This is a genomic window from Tepidiforma sp. (assembly GCF_026419595.1).
GTDB lineage: Bacteria > Chloroflexota > Dehalococcoidia > Tepidiformales > Tepidiformaceae > Tepidiforma.
In genome coordinates this window covers 37,648-52,336 of the sequence record NZ_JANZZD010000011.1, presented here as the reverse complement: position 1 = coordinate 52,336, position 14,689 = coordinate 37,648, and the positions used below count along the sequence as shown (strand labels likewise).

The window sequence follows — 14,689 nt, the reverse complement described above, 5'->3', positions numbered from 1 at the left end:
CCCCGCCCGGTGACGTCCATCCTCCTCGGGCTCGGGGCGGCGCTTGCCTGGGGCACCTCCGATTTCCTCGGCGGCCGGTTCACCACCCGCCTCCCCGTCTTCACGGTCGGCTTCGCCGCCCACGCCTCCGCCGTCGTGCTCCTCACGGCGGCGCTGCTCATCAGCGGGGCCGGCGTCTCGGGCAGCGCGCTCAGCTGGGGGCTTGCCGCCGGCCTCGCCACGAGCTTCGGCGGTCTCGCCCTCTACAAAGGCCTCTCCCTCGGCGAATCTGCGGTGGTCGCGCCGCTCTCCGCCTGCGGCGCCGTCATCCCCGTCGCTGCCGCGCTCATCGCGGGCGATGCGCCGGGGCCCGCAGCCCTCGCCGGGATGGCGCTCGCCTTCGCCGGCATCATCCTCGTCTCGCTCCCGGCCGAGGGCCGCCTCTTCGCCGGCGGCCGCCACCTCCAGCCCGTCGTCCTCGGCCTCGCGGCGGCGGCCGGCTTCGGCGTCTTCTTCCTCCTCATCGACCGCGGCGCCGCCAGCGATGGCGATGCGCTCGTCGCCGTCCTCTTCGCCCGCATCGGCGCGGCGATCTTCACCGGCACCGTCGGCGCGGCGGCCGGCGCGCTCCGCTGGCCCGGCGCGCTTCCCGGCCTCCGCCTCTCCGCCATCGGCGCCATCGATACCGCGGCGAACCTCTCCTTCGCCCTCGCCACCGCCCGCGGCAACGTCGCCATCGCCTCCGTCCTCGGCTCGCTCTACCCGGTGCAGACGCTCCTGCTCGCCCGGCTCGTCGGCGGCGAACGCTTCACCCCGCGGCGCATCCTCGGCGCTGCCCTCGCCCTCGCCGGGGTCGCCCTCATCTCCGCCTGACGCCCTCCGGCACACGCGAAACCGGGGGCGCGGCGCCGCGCCCCCGGTGCGACGTGCGCAGGGCTCGGCCCCGCCTTACTGCTTCTGGAGGAAGAGCTGGAACTCCATGACGCCTTTGTCCTCGACGCTCAGCACGATCGCCGCCCGCGGCTGCGCGATGTTGTAGTCGGCGAATTTGATCTCGATCGACCCCACCACGACGATGAGGCCGTTCTCCACCTTCGCCTGCGCCGGGATCTCCACGTCGCGCGTCACCCCGTGCAGCTCGAGCGCGCCCTTGAGCGTCGTGCTGAACGCCTCGCCGTTCGCGAACCCGGCCGGCAGCCGCACCGCTTCCTTCAGCGTGAAGGTCGCGTTCGGGAAGAGGTCCGTCTCCAGCGCCTGCCGCCGGAGCGCGTTGTCCCGCTGCGAACGGTCGCTGCGGAGCGTCTGCAGGTTCGCCGTGAACGAACTCCCCGGCTGCACCGTGCCGTCCTGGATGGTCACCGTCCCCCGGACGTCGGAGGTGCGGCCCACCGCGGTCACCGCGCCGATCTGCGCGAGCTCCTCCTGCACCCGGTAGCCGACGAACGTCTCGCCGGCCGGGGCGATGCCCCAGGCGCCGTCGATGCCGCCGGCCGCGCTGCTGCCGCCCCCGCTGCCGGGCTGGGCCGTCGCGCCGGCGGCCGGCGTCGAGCCCGCGCCAGCCTGCCCCGCCGCCGTCGGCGTGCGCAGCGTCTCGAGCGCACCTTCGAGCGACACCGCTTCCGGCGCGTCGCTCCGGATGAAGAAGAACCAGGCGGCGAAGGCGGCGATGGCCGCGACCGCCAGCCCTCCCCCGCCGAACATCAGCAGCTTCCGATTCATGAGCGGCTCCCGGGACTCGGATGTCCCGCCTATCTTCGCGCAGGGGCGCCGCGGGAACGGTCAGGCGTCTTTACCCCGGTAAAGCGCGGCCGCGCGGCCGAACGGAACGCGGCGCCGGGAGGATTCCCGGCGCCGCGCATGAGGTTCGAACCCGGTGCGGAGGGCTAGAGCGCCTCGATGATGGTGCTGATGCCCATGCCCGCGCCGATGCACTGGGTCGCGAGGCCGTAGCGCTTGCCCGAACGGCGCAGTTCGTGCGCGACGGTCAGCACGAGCCGGGCGCCGGTCGCGCCGAGCGGGTGGCCGATGGCGATCGAGCCGCCGTTCACGTTCACCTTCTCCAGCGGGATGCCCAGCTCCTTGCAGGAGGGGATGACCTGCGCGGCGAACGCCTCGTTGAACTCGACCCGGTCGATCTGGTCGGCCTCGATGCCCGCATGGCGGAGCGCCTTCTTCGTCGAGGGGACCGGGCCGAGGCCCATCACCTGCGGCTTCACACCCGCGATGCCGTAGCCCGCAATCCGGGCGAGCGGCTCGAGGCCGAGCTCGAGCGCCTTCTTCTCGCTCATCAGCAGCACCGCGCTGATGCCGTCGTTCGTCGGGCAGCTGTTGCCGGCCGTGATGCGCAGCTCCTGCCCCGTCGGGCTGACGATGCCCTTCACCGGCGGCAGCTGGCTCAGCGCTTCGATGTTCGTGCCCGGCCGGATGCACTCATCGCGGTCGAAGACGATCATCTTCCCCCGCTCCGATTCGACCCAGTTGCCCTCGGCATCGAAGACCGGGTCCTCCACCTCGAGCGGGATGATCTCGTCCTTGTAGACGCCCTTCTCGTAGGCGGCGACGGCCTTCCGGTGGCTCTCCACCGCGAACTGGTCCATCTCCTCCCGGCTCAGGTTGTAGACCTCGGCCACGTTCTGGGCGGTCTGCACCATCGAGAGGACCGGTGAGTAGTCGAGGATGGCATCCGGGAACGGCACGGAGAAGTTCTCGAAGTGGTCCGGCGCCATGTTCCGCTGCTCCGGCGTCTGCTCGAGCCGGCGGCGGTTGAACTCCGTGATCCGGGTCGTCGGGCCGCGCTGGCCGCCGCCGAGCCCGCGGCCCATCCGCTCCGCGCCCATCGCGATGCCGCACTCCGTCGCGCCGACGGCGATCGACTGCGCGATGCGGTGCAGCACCTCCATGCTCGAACCGCACTGGCGGTTCGTATCGAAGGCGGAGATTTCGGCCGGCAGGCCGGCGAGCCGCGCGATGGTGTCCGCGCCGATGCCCGCGAGCTCACCCGCGCCCTGCACGTTGCCGAGGCCGATATCTTCGACCATCGTGGGCTTCACCTTCGGGTTGCGCTCCAGCAGCGCGCGGAGCACCTGCGCGCCCGCTTCATCGAGCCGGGTGGCGACGAGCTTGCCGCGCCCGCCGCGCGCGAACGCGGAGCGGACACCATCGACGATGACGACGTTCTGAAGTTCCAAGGCTGTTCCTTCTTCCTGGGGTTGCCGGGCTGGGCCGGGGAAACCGGCCCGCAATCCCGAGCATGATAGGGCATCGGCCGCAGAATGCGAATCGCCGCCGTTTGAACACGCGCGTCGCCGCAGCGCGACAGGGGATGACGCGTTCCCCTGCTATCATCCGCAGCCGTCATGCGCCGCCGGCTGCTGCAGGCCCTCCTCGTTGCGCTGATCGCTGTCCTCGGCGGCGCCGCCTGCCTGCCCGGCAGCGACCCCGCGCCGACCCCGACCCCCACGGCGACCGCCACGCCCACCCCGACCGCCACGCCCACCCCGAGGCCGACGCCGACGCGCACGCCCACGCCCACCCCGACGCCCACCGCCACCCCGACACCCACGCCAGTCCCGCCGACGCCGACGCCGACGCCGCGCCCGCCAACCCCCACGCCAACGCCGACGCCGCGGCCCTACGTCCCGCCGCCGCCGTACGTCCCGCCCACACCTTGGTCCCCGCCGGGGTATTACCCGCCCCCGGGGTCCGGCGGCGAGACCGTCGAGTCGTGCAGAGGCTCGTTCGACATCCCTGCCTCCTACGGCTTCGTGGTGACCGTCGAATGCTCGTCCTGGGGCTGGCGGACGCTCTTCACGATTACGGTCGAAACCGATTTCTTTGCGGACTTCGACTATCCGATCGAGATCGAGGTCGAAGTGGACCCGCCCAACGCGCTGCCGGACACCGATTGGGACTACCTCTATTACGACGGCGATTCCGTCGAATTCGACTGGCCCGCCGATTTCCTCTACTTGCGGGACCCTGTGACCGGCCGTTACGACATCACGGTCAATGCGAGGAACCTATCCACTTACCGCTGGGTGACCATTGCCGCGGGCTCCTTCACCATCCGCTGAGCCCCGCCCACGCCGCGGCTTCTCCTACACTCCCCCCGTGGACCCGCGCACCCGCGCCATCGCCGACTGGGTCGTCAACCGCCTCGGCAGCGACCCCCACGTCCGCCGCATCGTCCTCTTCGGCTCCCGCGCCCGCGGCGATGCCCGCGAGCGCTCCGACGTCGACCTCGCCATCGAAGCGCCCGGCGCCGACCCGGTCGCCTGGGACGACATCCTCGCCGCCCTCGACGAAGCGCCGACCCTCCTCCAGCTCGACGTCGTCCGCCTCGACGATGCGCCCGAGGCGCTCCGCGCCGCCATCGAACGGGAGGGCATCGAACTCCACCATGCCGTCGCAGCGTAGCCGGGTCGCCGTCGAAAAGCTGGAGCGCGCCCTCGCCCGCCTCGACGAGGCGCAGGCCCGACGCGTCTACGAGGCCGTCCGCGAGGCCATGCCGGTCCTCCGGGCCGCTGCCGCGCGGCTGCGGGCCGAACTCAACGCCGCCTGAACAGGCCGGCGCGGCCTAGACCGCCGCCTTCGTCCCGCAGCGCGGGCAGAACTTCGCCTTCAGCGGCAGCTGCGCGTTGCAGCTGAGACAGCGCAGCTCTTCTCCCGGGCTCGGGAGCAGCGCGCCGCACTCCATGCAGAAGCGCGCGCCCCCCTCGTTCCGCGCCCCGCAATCGACGCAGAAGATCGGCGGGGCAGCCGGGGCGGCGGCATGGCCGCCCTTCGCGGCCTTCCCCTCCTTCTCCTTCTTCTTTTTCTTGTTCCGGCGTTCGAAGAGCTCCTCGAACACCTCGAACAGCTCATCGACCATCGGCAGCCACCCCCGACGGCCCGCCCGGGATGAGCCCGTCCGGGTCCATCAGCTTCCGCAGCTCCTCCAGCGAGCAATCCGCCGGCGGCACGAACGCATCGGAGGGCACGATTTCGTCCGCCGGCAGCGGCTCGCCCCGCTCCTCGATGAGCCGGTGCATCGCTTCGAGGTGTGCCCGGAACTCCGTCGCGTCGCCCCGGTTGATGTCCTCGTCGAGCGCGGCATCGATCCGGTTCAGCTCGTCGATGAGCGCATCATCGAGCCGCCACTGGCCGCGTCCCATCAGCCGCACGATCACCGCGCACCCCCTTCCGCTGCGACCGCGGCCCGCAGCCGCTCCAGCTCGGCGTCGATGGTCGCCTGCCGGCCGAGCGCTTCCAGCTCCCGGTCGATGCCCGTCTTCCCATCGAGCGAATCCTCGAGCACGCCGCTCTCGAGCAGCTCCTGGATCGCCTGGCCGCGGCTCTTCAGCTGGGCCGTTCGGTCCTCCGCCCGCTGGATGGCGTAGCCCACGTCGGTCATCTCCTCCGAAAGCCCGGTCACCGCTTCGCCGATGCGGACGGTCGCCTTCGCCGCCGTGTACTGCGCCTTCAGCACCTCCTTCCGGGTGCGGAAGGCTTCGACTTTCGCCTGCAGCCGCTGCTCCGCCTGCACGAGCTGCTCCTGTTCGGCCTTGAGGTTCGCCACCTGCGCCTCGAAGCTCTCGACCTGCGCCTGCGTCGAGGCCTTCCGTTCGAGCGCGATGCGGGCGAGGTCCTCGCGGCCCGCCTTCAGCGCCTGCATCGCCTGCGCATCGAAGGTCGGCAGTTTCGCGCGCAGCTCCTCGGCCTGCAGCTCGAGCCGCCGCCGCGCCGCGGTCACCTCCACGATGCCGCGCTTCACATCGCGCAGCATCTCCACCTGCTTCTCATAGCTCAGGTCGAGCATCTCGCGCGGATCCTCGAGCCGGTCGAGCGCCTTGTTCGCCTTGGCCTGGAAGATGGCCGTCAGCCGTTTCCACATCGGGGGTCGACTCCTTTCCTGCTGCTGTCGTGCTGGTCACGGTCTCCCGGACGGGTGCAGTCTTCGGCACCATTCGATCGTACCGGAAGGCCGGGGAACCCGGTGTCAATGCCCATGCGCGGCCTCCGCGGCCGGCGCGGGCGCCGTCTTCGGCCACCGCCACGAGGCCAGCAGCGCCACCGCGAGGATGCCCACGATGACGCCGAGGCTCGCCAGCGACGGCACCTTGTAGAGGTCGACGATCAGCATCTTCGTGCCGACGAAGACGAGGATGGCCGCGAGCGCCGGCTTCAGGAAGCGCAGCCCGCCGAGGTAGCCGGCGAGCACGAAGTAGAGCGCCCGCAGCCCGAGGATGGCGAAGATGTTCGAGGTGAACACGATGAACGGGTCGCTCGTCACCGCGTAGATCGCCGGGATGCTGTCCACCGCGAACACGAGGTCCGTGCTCTCCACGAGCACGAGCACGAGGAAGAGCGGCGTCGCGTACAACACCCCCTCCCGCCGGACGAAGAACTTCTGCCCCTCGTACCGCGCCGTCACCGGGAAGAGCCGCCGCGCCAGCCGCACGAACCGGTTCTTCTCCAGGTCCGGCGTGTGCTCCTGGTCCCGCAGGAACTTGATGCCCGTGAAGATGAGGAACGCGCCGAAGAGGTAGATGACGAAATGGAGCGTGTGGATGAGGAAGCCTGCGGCCGCGATGAGCACCGCCCGCATGAGCACCGCCCCGAGGATGCCCCAGAAGAGCACCCGGTGCTGGTAGGCCGGCGGCACCGCGAACGCCGAGAAGATGAGCAGGAAGACGAAGACGTTATCGACGCTGAGCGATTTCTCGATCAGGTAGCCGGTCACCCACTCCACGCCGGCCTCGCCGCCGCGGAAGAAGACGACCCCGGCGTTGAACGCCAGGGCCAGCCCAATCCAGGCCGCGCTCCATGCCAGCGCCTCCCGCCGCGAGACGGCGTGGGCGTCCCGGTGGAAGACGCCGAGGTCGAGCGCGAGCATGCCGGCGACGAGGCCGGCAAAGATGAGCCAGGGTAAGAGGTCGGTCATGGGTGCCCTTCGCGGCCAGCAAAAAAACCCCGGCCGCATCCTCCGTGCAGGATGTGCCAGGGTCTTACCAGGCGAAGGTCTCGCCTCGCGGGGCCGGCGCTCAGCGCGCGTGGTGACGACCCTCGCGGTCTCCCGGGGAGCGGGTGACGGCTACTCCCCCTTGCCTTTCCACCGTAGCGGCCCGGCCGCGAACGCGTCAAGCCGCCAGCGAAATAGTACGTGGAGCCTCGACAGGGACTCGAACCCTGGACCTAGCGATTACGAATCGCTCGCTCTACCAGCTGAGCTATCGAGGCCCGCTGCCCATCATCCTACCGCGCCCGCCGCCTTCGGTGAATCCGTCCCGCCCCTTACGGGATCGTGATCGCCTCCGGCTTGCAGCTCCACGCCGACCACGGCTTGTGGCCCTGCGCCTCGCTATAGCGGAACGCCGCCAGCGCCGCCTTCAGGTTCGCCACCGGGTCGGCCCACTGCTCGAAGCTCAGCCCCGCGTACTCGAACCAGAGCGGGATCACCTGCATCAGCCCGTACGCCCCGTAGCCCACCGCATCCGGCCGGAACCGGCTCTCACACCAGGCGACCCGCGCCACGCTGTCCGCCAGCTCCGCCGGCCAGCCCGCCTCGATCGCGAACGCGATCACCTGCGCGTAGGTCAGCGGCGGCAGGCTCGCTGCCGGCGGCGCCACCGCGGGCGCCGGCGCAGGCGCCGGGGATGCGGCCGGCTCCTCCCGCGCGGCCGGGGGCGCCGCAGGCGACGGCGCCGGGGCCGGCGCGCTGCTCGCCGCAGCGTTCGTCGTCGCGGGCGCCGGGGCCGGCCGGGGCTCTTCTGCGGCAGCCGCCGCTGTTGCCGGCGCGTCCGCCTCCGCGGCAGCCGCCGTCGTGTCGGTGATGACGTTCGACGGCCGGACTTCGATGACGCGCGCCGGCGCGGGCAGCGCCGCCGCCAGCGCGAAGCCCACCTGCGGCGCCCGCGCCTCCGGCGTGCCGCCGCCCACGAGGTGCGCCGCGAGGAAGAACGCGAGGCTCAGCATCAGCACTTCCGCCGGCCGCACGAACCACGGCTGCCGCTGCGGCTCCTGCCGGGCCGGCGGCTCCTCCCGCCAGCGCGGGGCGAGCGCCGCCGGCGCGCCTGCGGGCCGCGCGCAGCCGCACGCCTCGGCGGCGTACGCCGGTTCGAAAGCGGGCTGGAGCAGGGCGGCGTCGGATTTCGCGGGCAGGCGGAGCCCCCGGCACAGCGCCAGGGCCACGGCAAGGCCGTAATCAGCCCACGTTGCGAGCCTGCTCATGACGCGCACCGGCTCCTCGCGAAGCCGGGCCGTCACGCGGCGGTCTCCACGTAACTTCCGTTTCCCATAGGCAGTCTCAGCGCGCCAGCCCGGGGCGCAGGGGCCGGACCGGGGAATCCGGGCCGGGGGCGGACGCGCCTGTTCACCCCGCCAAGGGTGCCCCTGAGGTTCGCACAGCAGCCCGCTAACAGGCAATACGCCCGCCACCACGAGTCATGCCCGGAATTCCCACGACCCGCGCCAGCGCCGCCCCCGAACGTGCCGCAACGCCGCCCTCCGTTACACTGGAGCGACCACCCAGGGGGCCCGAGATGCAGCTGACGGATACGCTCTCCACCTCGCGCAAGCCGCTCCTCCCGCCCGTCGGCGATGACGGCGTCGTGCGCATCTACGTCTGCGGCATCACGCCTTACTCCGAAGCACACGTCGGCCACGCCCTCCACGCTATCGTCTTCGATACCCTCCGCCGCTACCTCGACTGGCGCGGCATCCCCGTCCGCCACATCCAGAACTTCACCGATATCGACGACAAGCTCATCGAGCGCGCCAACCGCCTCGGCATCCCCATGGCCGAGCTCGCCGAGCAGAACATCCGCCAGTACCTCGCCCAGCTCGCGGCGATGAACGTCCTCCCCGCCCACCAGTACCCCCGCGTCACCCAGGTGATGCCCCAGATCATCCGCTTCATCGACGGCCTCATCGCGAAGGGCTTCGCCTACGCTGCTGGCGGCGATGTCTACTACCGCGTCCGGGCCTTCGGCGCCGAGCGGTACGGCGCCCTCGCCAAGCGCGATATCGATGACCTCCGCGCCGGCGCCCGCGTCGACCCCACCGAGCACAAAGAGGACCCGCTCGATTTCGCCCTCTGGAAGGCTGCCAAGCCCGGCGAGCCGAGCTGGGAAAGCCCGTGGGGCCCCGGCCGCCCCGGCTGGCACATCGAGTGCTCCGCCATGGCCCTCGAAACCCTCGGCGAGCAGATCGACATCCACGGCGGCGGGATGGACCTCATCTTCCCCCACCACACCAACGAAATCGCCCAGACCGAGGCCTACACCGGCAAGCCCCCCTTCGCCCGCATCTGGATGCACAACGCCCTCCTCCAGCTCGGCAGCGAAAAGATGTCGAAGTCCATCGGCAACCTGGTCTCCATCCAGGAGGCCCTCGACCGGTACGGCGCCGATGCCCTCCGCCTCTTCGTCATCACCAGCCACTACCGCAGCCCCGTCACCTACTCCGAAGAGGCCCTCGAAGCCGCGAAGGCCGGCGCCGAGCGCCTCCGCCATGCCGCCTTCGCCCCCGGCGGCAGCCAGCCCGCCGGCATCGACCACGAAGCCGTCCGCGCCCGCTTCATCGAAGCCATGGACGACGACCTCAACACGCCGCGCGCCCTCGCCGCCCTCTTCGAACTCGCCCGCGAGATCAACCGCGCCGCCGCCGCCGGCGGCGATGTCGCCCCCGCCCAGGGTGTGCTCCGCGAACTGTGCGGCGTCCTCGGCCTCACCCTCCAGGCCCCCGCCGGCCGCCGCCGCGAAGCCGCGCCCTTCATCGACCTCCTCGTCGAACTCCGCGCCGAGCTGCGCGCCGCGAAGCAGTGGGCCCTCGCCGACCGCATCCGCGACCGCCTCGCCGACCTCGGCATCGACCTCAAGGACAGCCCCGACGGCACCACCTGGAGCGAGCGCTGAGCCGCCCCGCCGGCCCGATTGTTATGCGATTGCAACGCCGAAACAGGCAGTTCGTAGCACACGCCGCGCCCCGCCCGTGATACGGTGACTCGTGCCGAACCCCGCCGCAGCCGGCGGGGGCGGGGGAACCACTCCCTGGGGTGTATTGCGCGAGCAGGCGCATAGGCGACTTCCGACGCCGAACCCGTCAGCTAACCCCGCAGGCGTTCGGAGGGCACCGCCCCGGCCCTCCCCGGAATCCGAACAGGCCCGCCGGCCCTCCCACCGGAGGCGCGGCGCGGCCCCACGACGGCATCGCCAGGAGGTTCTGCCATGACTTCAGCACCCACGTCCTATTCCGGCACCTTCGCTCCGCTCCAGGCGGATGGCTCCGTCTTCACCATCCGCGACCCCCTCGCCGAGGCCCGCGACCTGCTCCGCCACGCCGCCCGGCTCCCCTTCCATGCCAACCAGCCGCAGGCGTGGCAGAGCGCCTTCCGCCAGGCCGTCACCGACGCCCGCGCCGCCATCCGCCACCACATCTGGAGCGCCGAGCTCCCCGATTCGCCCCTCAACCTCGCCGAGATGCTCGAACCCCGGCTCATGCCCCGCGTCGACCAGCAGCGCGAAGAGCACGAAGCGTTCTCGCGCAAGATCGACGAGCTCGTCGCCGAGGCCAGCGCCCCCGGCGATATCGACATCTGGAAGATGATCGAGCTCAGCGAGCAGGCCATCCTCCTCGAAATGGCCCTCGCCCGCCACCACAACCGCCTCACCCAGATCGTCTTCGAAACCACCCACCGCGACCTCGGCGAAGCCGGCTGACGCGCCCCCGCGGGGCGGACCGCGAACTCCCGCGGTTCGCCCCTTGACAACGCTTCGCCGTATCGAAACGATCATGCCGCCGGCGATCCCCGTAAGGACGTCGAGCCTGCTACACGAACCGCCTGCACGTTCAACGAGCGTCCGCCTGGACCCGCGTGGCCGGTACGGACCGGGAAGTTGAGCCGGAACCAGCGCCCCGTGCGCCCCCTGCCAAGCCCCGTGTCGTCCCCGCCTCGCACGCACCGAAGCGGGGACGTTTGCTGAACGGCCGGCGGCACGCCGGAGGGGACAGCACCATGCGCGTGATGATGAGCGGCAAAATCCACCGCGCCACCGTCACAGGCGCCAACCTCGATTACGAGGGCTCCATCACCATCGACCCGGACCTCATGGAGGCCGCCAACATCCTCCCCTACGAACAGGTCCACGTCGTCGACGTGACCAACGGCGCCCGCCTCGAAACCTACGCCATCCGCGGCGAACGCGGCTCCGGCGAAATCTGCGTCAACGGCGCCGCCGCCCACCTCGTCCACCGCGGCGATATCGTCATCATCATCGCCTACCAGCACCTCACCGACGCCGAGGCGCAGGCCATCGCGCCCCGCCGCGTCTTCGTCGATGCCCACAACCGCATCACCAGTGTCGAAGCGGGCGACGGCTACAGCCACAACCCGCGCGAACTCGCCGGCAGCGCCGCCGGCTGATTCCCGCGCGCACCGCGCGAAGGAGGGGCACCGGGCCATGGGACGGCTCTCGATCCACAAACTCAAAGAATGGAAAGCCCAGGGGCGGCGGTTCGCGATGATCACCGCCTACGACTACCCCACCGCCCGCCTCGTCGAACAGGCCGGCATCCCCATCATCCTCGTCGGCGACTCCCTCGGCTCCGTCGTCCTCGGCTACGACTCCACCATCCCCGTCACCATGGACGACATCGTCTACCACACCCGCGCCGTCGTCCGCGCCACCGAAAAAGCCATCGTCGTCGCCGATATGCCCTTCATGAGCTACCAGGCCGACCCGAATGAGGCGATGCGCAACGCCGGCCGCCTCCTCAAAGAAGGCGGCGCCACCGCCGTCAAGCTCGAAGGCGGCAGCCAGCTCGCCCCGCTGGTCCGCCGCATGGTCGACGCCGGCATCCCCGTCATGGGTCACCTCGGCCTCACCCCGCAGTCGGTCAACCAGTTCGGCGGCCACAAGGTGCAGGGCAAGACGCCGGCCGCCGCCGCGAAGCTCATCGCCGACGCCCGCGCCCTCGAAGAAGCCGGCGCCTTCGCCGTCGTCCTCGAAACCATCCCCGCGCCGCTCGCCCGCATGGTCACCGAGCGCATCGCCATCCCCACCATCGGCATCGGCGCCGGGCCCCACTGCGACGGCCAGGTGCAGGTCCTCCACGACATGCTCGGCATCTACGACGACCGCCGGCCGCTCAAGCACGCGAAGCGCTACGCCGTCCTCGGCGAAGCCATCCGCGAGGCCGTCCGCGCCTACATCGGCGAGGTCGAAGGCGGCCAGTTCCCCACCGCCGAGCACAGCTTCGAGATGGACGACGCCACCCTCGCCGAGCTCGCGCAGGCCGGCTGACCCGCCCGCCCATGCCGCCCGCCAGCGACGCCGACTTCTCCCTCGCCGGCGAGCCCGCGCACCCCGGCGGACCCGTCATCCTCACCAGCCCCGCCGCCATGCAGCGTTGGCGGCGCGCCCACCCCGGCGACCTCGGCTTCGTGCCCACCATGGGCTACCTCCACGACGGGCACCTCGCCCTCGTCCGCCGCTCCCGCGCCGAGAACCCGCTCACCGTCGTCTCCATCTTCGTCAACCCGACGCAGTTCGGCCCCGGCGAGGACTTCGAACGCTACCCCCGCGACGAAGTCCGCGACCTCGCCCTCCTCCGCGAGGCCGGCGTCGATGCCGTCTACCTGCCCTCCGCCGCTGAGATGTACCCGCCCGGCTACCAGACCTACGTCACCGTCGAACGGGTGACGCAGCGGCTGGAGGGCGCGGCCCGCCCGGGCCACTTCCGCGGCGTCGCCACCGTCGTCCTCAAGCTCTTCAACGCGGTCAGCCCCACCCGCGCCTACTTCGGCCGCAAAGATGCCCAGCAGCTCCGCGTCATCCGCCGGATGGTGCGCGACCTCGACCTGCCCGTGGAGATCGTCCCCTGCGAGATCGTCCGCGAACCCGACGGCCTCGCCATGAGCTCGCGGAACGTGTACCTGTCGCCCGCGCAGCGCGCCGCCGCGCCCGTCGTAAAGCGCGCGCTCGATGCCGCGGCCGCCGCCTGGGCCGCCGGCGAACGCGACGCCGAAGCGCTCCGCCGCATCGTCCGCGGCGTCATCGCCGCCGAGCCGCTCGCCGCCCTCGAATACGTCTCCCTCGCCGACGACGAAACGCTCGACGAACTCGAAGGCCGCGTCGAACGCCCCGCCCTCCTCTCCCTCGTCGTCCGCTTCGGCAGCACCCGCCTCCTCGACAACCTCGAACTCAGCTGACCCGGGAAGCCGGGAAGCGGGAGAAGGGAGAAGGGAGAAGGGAACCGGGAGAAGGGAGAAGGGAACCGGGAGAAGGGAGAAGGGAGAAGGAAGAAGGAAGAAGGAAGAAGGAAGAAGGAAGAAGGAAGAAGGAAGAAGGAAGAAGGAAGAAGGAAGAAGGAGAGAGAAGGCGGCCCCTCGCGGCCGGGAAGCGGATCGGCCGGGCGTTGACGGTCCGCAAGCCGGACGTACGCTCCCTCCCAGCTCCCAGCTCCCAGCTCCCAGCTCCCAGCTCCCAGCTCCCAGCTCCCAGCTCCCAGCTCCCAGCTCCCAGCTCCCAGCTCCCAGCTCCCAGCTCCCAGCTCCCAACTCCCAACTCCCGACTGCCGACTCCCAACTCCGTCGTCGCGGGCCTCCGTGTCCGCGGAGGGCCGGCGAGGCCCACCCCGGCCGTCGAATTCAAGCGCCCTCCCGCCTCCCGGTTCCCCGCCTCACGGCTCCGCAATCCCGAGGTCGCGGCAAATCTTCCGTGCGAGGAATTCGTTGATCTCGCGATGGCGTGGAACGGTCGAAATGCTCCGCGTCTGCGGGTTCACCCACACTGTGTGGCGTCGGCCCTCGCGGAGCAGACGGCAGCCCTGCGCTTCGAGATGCCGTTCGAGGTCGCGCCGGTTCATCCGGCGCGCAGCTGCTCCCGGACGACCTCCCGGCCGACAAGGTCATGAGCCACGAGCTCGCGATTCGCAGCGATCACCAGGTCGAGCGCCTCCCGGAGGTTTTCGCGCGCCTCGTCGAGCGTCCTCCCCTGGGTGTTCACCCCGGGCAGCTCTTCGACGAAGGCGACGTAGCCCTCGGGCACGCGAACGTAAACGGCAGTGTATGTGGCCATGGGGGACGCTCCTCACCGGCATCCTACCCCCGGTCGAGATGGTTGACCACGCCCCCTTCCCACCCTCCCCCGCCTGTGGTACGGTGGAACCGTGGCACCCGGGAACCCCGGGCCAGCCAGCCCAAGGCACGCTCGCTTTCGCTCTCTCTCGCAGGTTCCGTTTCCCGCTGGTCTGTCGTGAGTCGTCGCAGGTGGTCGTCCGTGCCCGAAGCCGGCCTGCCGCATCGACTCACCAGCAGCGAAAGGACCTGCATCACATGAAGCTCTACATCGGCAACCTCTCCTACGAAACCACGGATTCCGACCTCCAGGCGGCGTTCGCCGCCCACGGCGAAGTCCGCTCTGCCCAGGTCGTCACCGACCGCGAGACCGGCCGCTCCCGCGGCTTCGGCTTCGTCGAAATGGACGACCGCGGCCAGGCCGAGGCCGCCATCAGCGCCCTCAACGGCAGCCAGCTCCGCGGCCGCACCCTCATCGTCAACGAAGCGCGCCCCCGCGAGGACCGGCCCCGCTCGGGCGGCGGCTACGGCGGCGGCAGCCGCGGCGGCTACGGCGGCGGCGGCGGCGGTCGCTACTAAGCGACGACCTGACGGGACTTCCGACTAAAATTACCACCCCCCGCCGGCCCGACCCGGCGGGGGGTGGTCCTTTTC

The 14,689-nt window shown here is 71.0% G+C and carries 19 protein-coding genes, 1 tRNA gene and 1 riboswitch; of the genes, 10 read left to right on the top strand and 10 right to left on the bottom strand.

The window, feature by feature from the left end:
* Positions 1-9 precede the first annotated feature (9 nt).
* Positions 10-852: a DMT family transporter gene (locus N2041_RS07745; protein ID WP_297677474.1), complete on the top strand. Its 843-nt coding sequence runs from the start codon at positions 10-12 to the stop codon at positions 850-852.
* Between the two features lie 75 nt (positions 853-927).
* Here N2041_RS07745 and N2041_RS07740 read toward each other — a convergent pair whose 3' ends face one another.
* On the bottom strand, positions 928-1,698 hold the full coding sequence (locus N2041_RS07740) for a YceI family protein (protein WP_297677472.1): 771 nt from the start codon (positions 1,696-1,698) through the stop codon (positions 928-930).
* Between the two features lie 164 nt (positions 1,699-1,862).
* Complete coding sequence (locus N2041_RS07735) at positions 1,863-3,167, bottom strand: thiolase family protein (RefSeq protein ID WP_297677470.1); 1,305 nt, start codon at positions 3,165-3,167, stop codon at positions 1,863-1,865.
* Between the two features lie 168 nt (positions 3,168-3,335).
* Between N2041_RS07735 and N2041_RS07730 the strand changes: the two genes are divergently transcribed.
* The 3 genes from N2041_RS07730 to N2041_RS07720 are packed head-to-tail and all read left to right on the top strand — an operon-like array spanning position 3,336 to position 4,540.
* The gene (locus N2041_RS07730; protein WP_297677468.1) at positions 3,336-4,052 is read left to right on the top strand and encodes a hypothetical protein; all 717 of its coding nucleotides are present in this window, start codon (positions 3,336-3,338) and stop codon (positions 4,050-4,052) included.
* A gap of 37 nt (positions 4,053-4,089) precedes the next feature.
* Complete coding sequence (locus N2041_RS07725; RefSeq protein WP_297677466.1) at positions 4,090-4,395, top strand: nucleotidyltransferase family protein; 306 nt, start codon at positions 4,090-4,092, stop codon at positions 4,393-4,395.
* A complete protein-coding gene (locus N2041_RS07720) occupies positions 4,379-4,540 on the top strand; it encodes a hypothetical protein (RefSeq protein WP_297677464.1) in 162 nt (53 codons plus the stop codon). The genes N2041_RS07725 and N2041_RS07720 overlap by 17 nt, the downstream gene beginning before the upstream one ends.
* Before the next feature lie 15 nt (positions 4,541-4,555).
* Here the strand turns inward: N2041_RS07720 and N2041_RS07715 are convergent, their stop codons facing one another.
* From N2041_RS07715 to N2041_RS07690, 6 genes are all read right to left on the bottom strand, one after another.
* Positions 4,556-4,849, bottom strand: coding sequence for a zinc ribbon domain-containing protein (locus N2041_RS07715; protein WP_297677462.1), 294 nt, complete (start codon positions 4,847-4,849; stop codon positions 4,556-4,558).
* Positions 4,839-5,132 carry a hypothetical protein gene (locus N2041_RS07710; RefSeq protein WP_297677460.1) on the bottom strand — a complete coding sequence of 98 codons (294 nt, stop codon included), beginning with the start codon at positions 5,130-5,132 and terminating at the stop codon, positions 4,839-4,841. Before N2041_RS07710 ends, N2041_RS07715 begins: the two co-directional genes overlap by 11 nt.
* Before the next feature lie 11 nt (positions 5,133-5,143).
* Entirely contained in the window at positions 5,144-5,851 is a 708-nt protein-coding gene (locus N2041_RS07705; protein WP_297677458.1) for a PspA/IM30 family protein, read from the bottom strand.
* 105 nt (positions 5,852-5,956) lie between these two features.
* Positions 5,957-6,901, bottom strand: coding sequence for a TerC family protein (locus N2041_RS07700; protein ID WP_297677456.1), 945 nt, complete (start codon positions 6,899-6,901; stop codon positions 5,957-5,959).
* A 220-nt stretch (positions 6,902-7,121) separates the two neighbouring features.
* Positions 7,122-7,197 (bottom strand) — tRNA-Thr (locus N2041_RS07695).
* Between the two features lie 54 nt (positions 7,198-7,251).
* Positions 7,252-8,187, bottom strand: coding sequence for a lytic transglycosylase domain-containing protein (locus N2041_RS07690; protein ID WP_297677454.1), 936 nt, complete (start codon positions 8,185-8,187; stop codon positions 7,252-7,254).
* Positions 8,188-8,498: 311 nt separating this feature from the next.
* On the opposite strand from N2041_RS07690, the gene cysS reads away from it, so the two are divergent.
* The 5 genes from cysS (at position 8,499) to panC (ending at position 13,168) form a co-directional block, all read left to right on the top strand.
* The gene (gene cysS, locus N2041_RS07685) at positions 8,499-9,872 is read left to right on the top strand and encodes a cysteine--tRNA ligase (protein WP_297677452.1); all 1,374 of its coding nucleotides are present in this window, start codon (positions 8,499-8,501) and stop codon (positions 9,870-9,872) included.
* Between the two features lie 82 nt (positions 9,873-9,954).
* A riboswitch (cyclic di-AMP (ydaO/yuaA leader) is annotated at positions 9,955-10,092 on the top strand.
* Positions 10,093-10,184: 92 nt separating this feature from the next.
* The gene (locus N2041_RS07680) at positions 10,185-10,676 is read left to right on the top strand and encodes a hypothetical protein (protein ID WP_297677450.1); all 492 of its coding nucleotides are present in this window, start codon (positions 10,185-10,187) and stop codon (positions 10,674-10,676) included.
* Between the two features lie 296 nt (positions 10,677-10,972).
* Positions 10,973-11,380, top strand: coding sequence for an aspartate 1-decarboxylase (gene panD / locus N2041_RS07675; RefSeq protein WP_297677448.1), 408 nt, complete (start codon positions 10,973-10,975; stop codon positions 11,378-11,380).
* A gap of 37 nt (positions 11,381-11,417) precedes the next feature.
* Positions 11,418-12,260, top strand: coding sequence for a 3-methyl-2-oxobutanoate hydroxymethyltransferase (gene panB, locus N2041_RS07670; RefSeq protein ID WP_297677446.1), 843 nt, complete (start codon positions 11,418-11,420; stop codon positions 12,258-12,260).
* 98 nt (positions 12,261-12,358) lie between these two features.
* Positions 12,359-13,168, top strand: a complete 810-nt coding sequence (gene panC, locus N2041_RS07665) for a pantoate--beta-alanine ligase (protein WP_367187706.1) — start codon at positions 12,359-12,361, stop codon at positions 13,166-13,168.
* A 470-nt stretch (positions 13,169-13,638) separates the two neighbouring features.
* On the opposite strand, the gene N2041_RS07660 is transcribed toward panC, so the two are convergent.
* Positions 13,639-13,824 (bottom strand): type II toxin-antitoxin system HicA family toxin, encoded by a 186-nt coding sequence (locus tag N2041_RS07660; protein ID WP_297677442.1) that lies wholly within the window; start codon positions 13,822-13,824, stop codon positions 13,639-13,641.
* Positions 13,821-14,036: a type II toxin-antitoxin system HicB family antitoxin gene (locus N2041_RS07655; RefSeq protein WP_297677440.1), complete on the bottom strand. Its 216-nt coding sequence runs from the start codon at positions 14,034-14,036 to the stop codon at positions 13,821-13,823. The genes N2041_RS07660 and N2041_RS07655 overlap by 4 nt, the downstream gene beginning before the upstream one ends.
* A gap of 257 nt (positions 14,037-14,293) precedes the next feature.
* Here N2041_RS07655 and N2041_RS07650 point away from each other — a divergent pair, with 257 nt between their 5' ends.
* Positions 14,294-14,614 carry an RNA-binding protein gene (locus tag N2041_RS07650; protein WP_297677437.1) on the top strand — a complete coding sequence of 107 codons (321 nt, stop codon included), beginning with the start codon at positions 14,294-14,296 and terminating at the stop codon, positions 14,612-14,614.
* The last annotated feature ends 75 nt before the right edge of the window (positions 14,615-14,689 follow it).

Excerpts from the sequence above, each read along its gene's own strand:
- cysS (WP_297677452.1), top strand. The coding sequence starts at position 8,499 with ATGCAGCTGACGGATACGCTCTCCACCTCGCGCAAGCCGCTCCTCCCG.
- N2041_RS07700 (WP_297677456.1), bottom strand. The coding sequence starts at position 6,901 with ATGACCGACCTCTTACCCTGGCTCATCTTTGCCGGCCTCGTCGCCGGC.
- N2041_RS07690 (WP_297677454.1), bottom strand. The coding sequence starts at position 8,187 with ATGAGCAGGCTCGCAACGTGGGCTGATTACGGCCTTGCCGTGGCCCTG.
- panB (WP_297677446.1), top strand. The coding sequence starts at position 11,418 with ATGGGACGGCTCTCGATCCACAAACTCAAAGAATGGAAAGCCCAGGGG.
- N2041_RS07660 (WP_297677442.1), bottom strand. The coding sequence starts at position 13,824 with ATGAACCGGCGCGACCTCGAACGGCATCTCGAAGCGCAGGGCTGCCGT.
- N2041_RS07730 (WP_297677468.1), top strand. The coding sequence starts at position 3,336 with ATGCGCCGCCGGCTGCTGCAGGCCCTCCTCGTTGCGCTGATCGCTGTC.
- N2041_RS07705 (WP_297677458.1), bottom strand. The coding sequence starts at position 5,851 with ATGTGGAAACGGCTGACGGCCATCTTCCAGGCCAAGGCGAACAAGGCG.
- N2041_RS07710 (WP_297677460.1), bottom strand. The coding sequence starts at position 5,132 with ATGGGACGCGGCCAGTGGCGGCTCGATGATGCGCTCATCGACGAGCTG.
- N2041_RS07650 (WP_297677437.1), top strand. The coding sequence starts at position 14,294 with ATGAAGCTCTACATCGGCAACCTCTCCTACGAAACCACGGATTCCGAC.
- panC (WP_367187706.1), top strand. The coding sequence starts at position 12,359 with ATGCAGCGTTGGCGGCGCGCCCACCCCGGCGACCTCGGCTTCGTGCCC.
- N2041_RS07655 (WP_297677440.1), bottom strand. The coding sequence starts at position 14,036 with ATGGCCACATACACTGCCGTTTACGTTCGCGTGCCCGAGGGCTACGTC.
- N2041_RS07720 (WP_297677464.1), top strand. The coding sequence starts at position 4,379 with ATGCCGTCGCAGCGTAGCCGGGTCGCCGTCGAAAAGCTGGAGCGCGCC.
- N2041_RS07680 (WP_297677450.1), top strand. The coding sequence starts at position 10,185 with ATGACTTCAGCACCCACGTCCTATTCCGGCACCTTCGCTCCGCTCCAG.
- N2041_RS07740 (WP_297677472.1), bottom strand. The coding sequence starts at position 1,698 with ATGAATCGGAAGCTGCTGATGTTCGGCGGGGGAGGGCTGGCGGTCGCG.
- N2041_RS07715 (WP_297677462.1), bottom strand. The coding sequence starts at position 4,849 with ATGGTCGATGAGCTGTTCGAGGTGTTCGAGGAGCTCTTCGAACGCCGG.
- panD (WP_297677448.1), top strand. The coding sequence starts at position 10,973 with ATGCGCGTGATGATGAGCGGCAAAATCCACCGCGCCACCGTCACAGGC.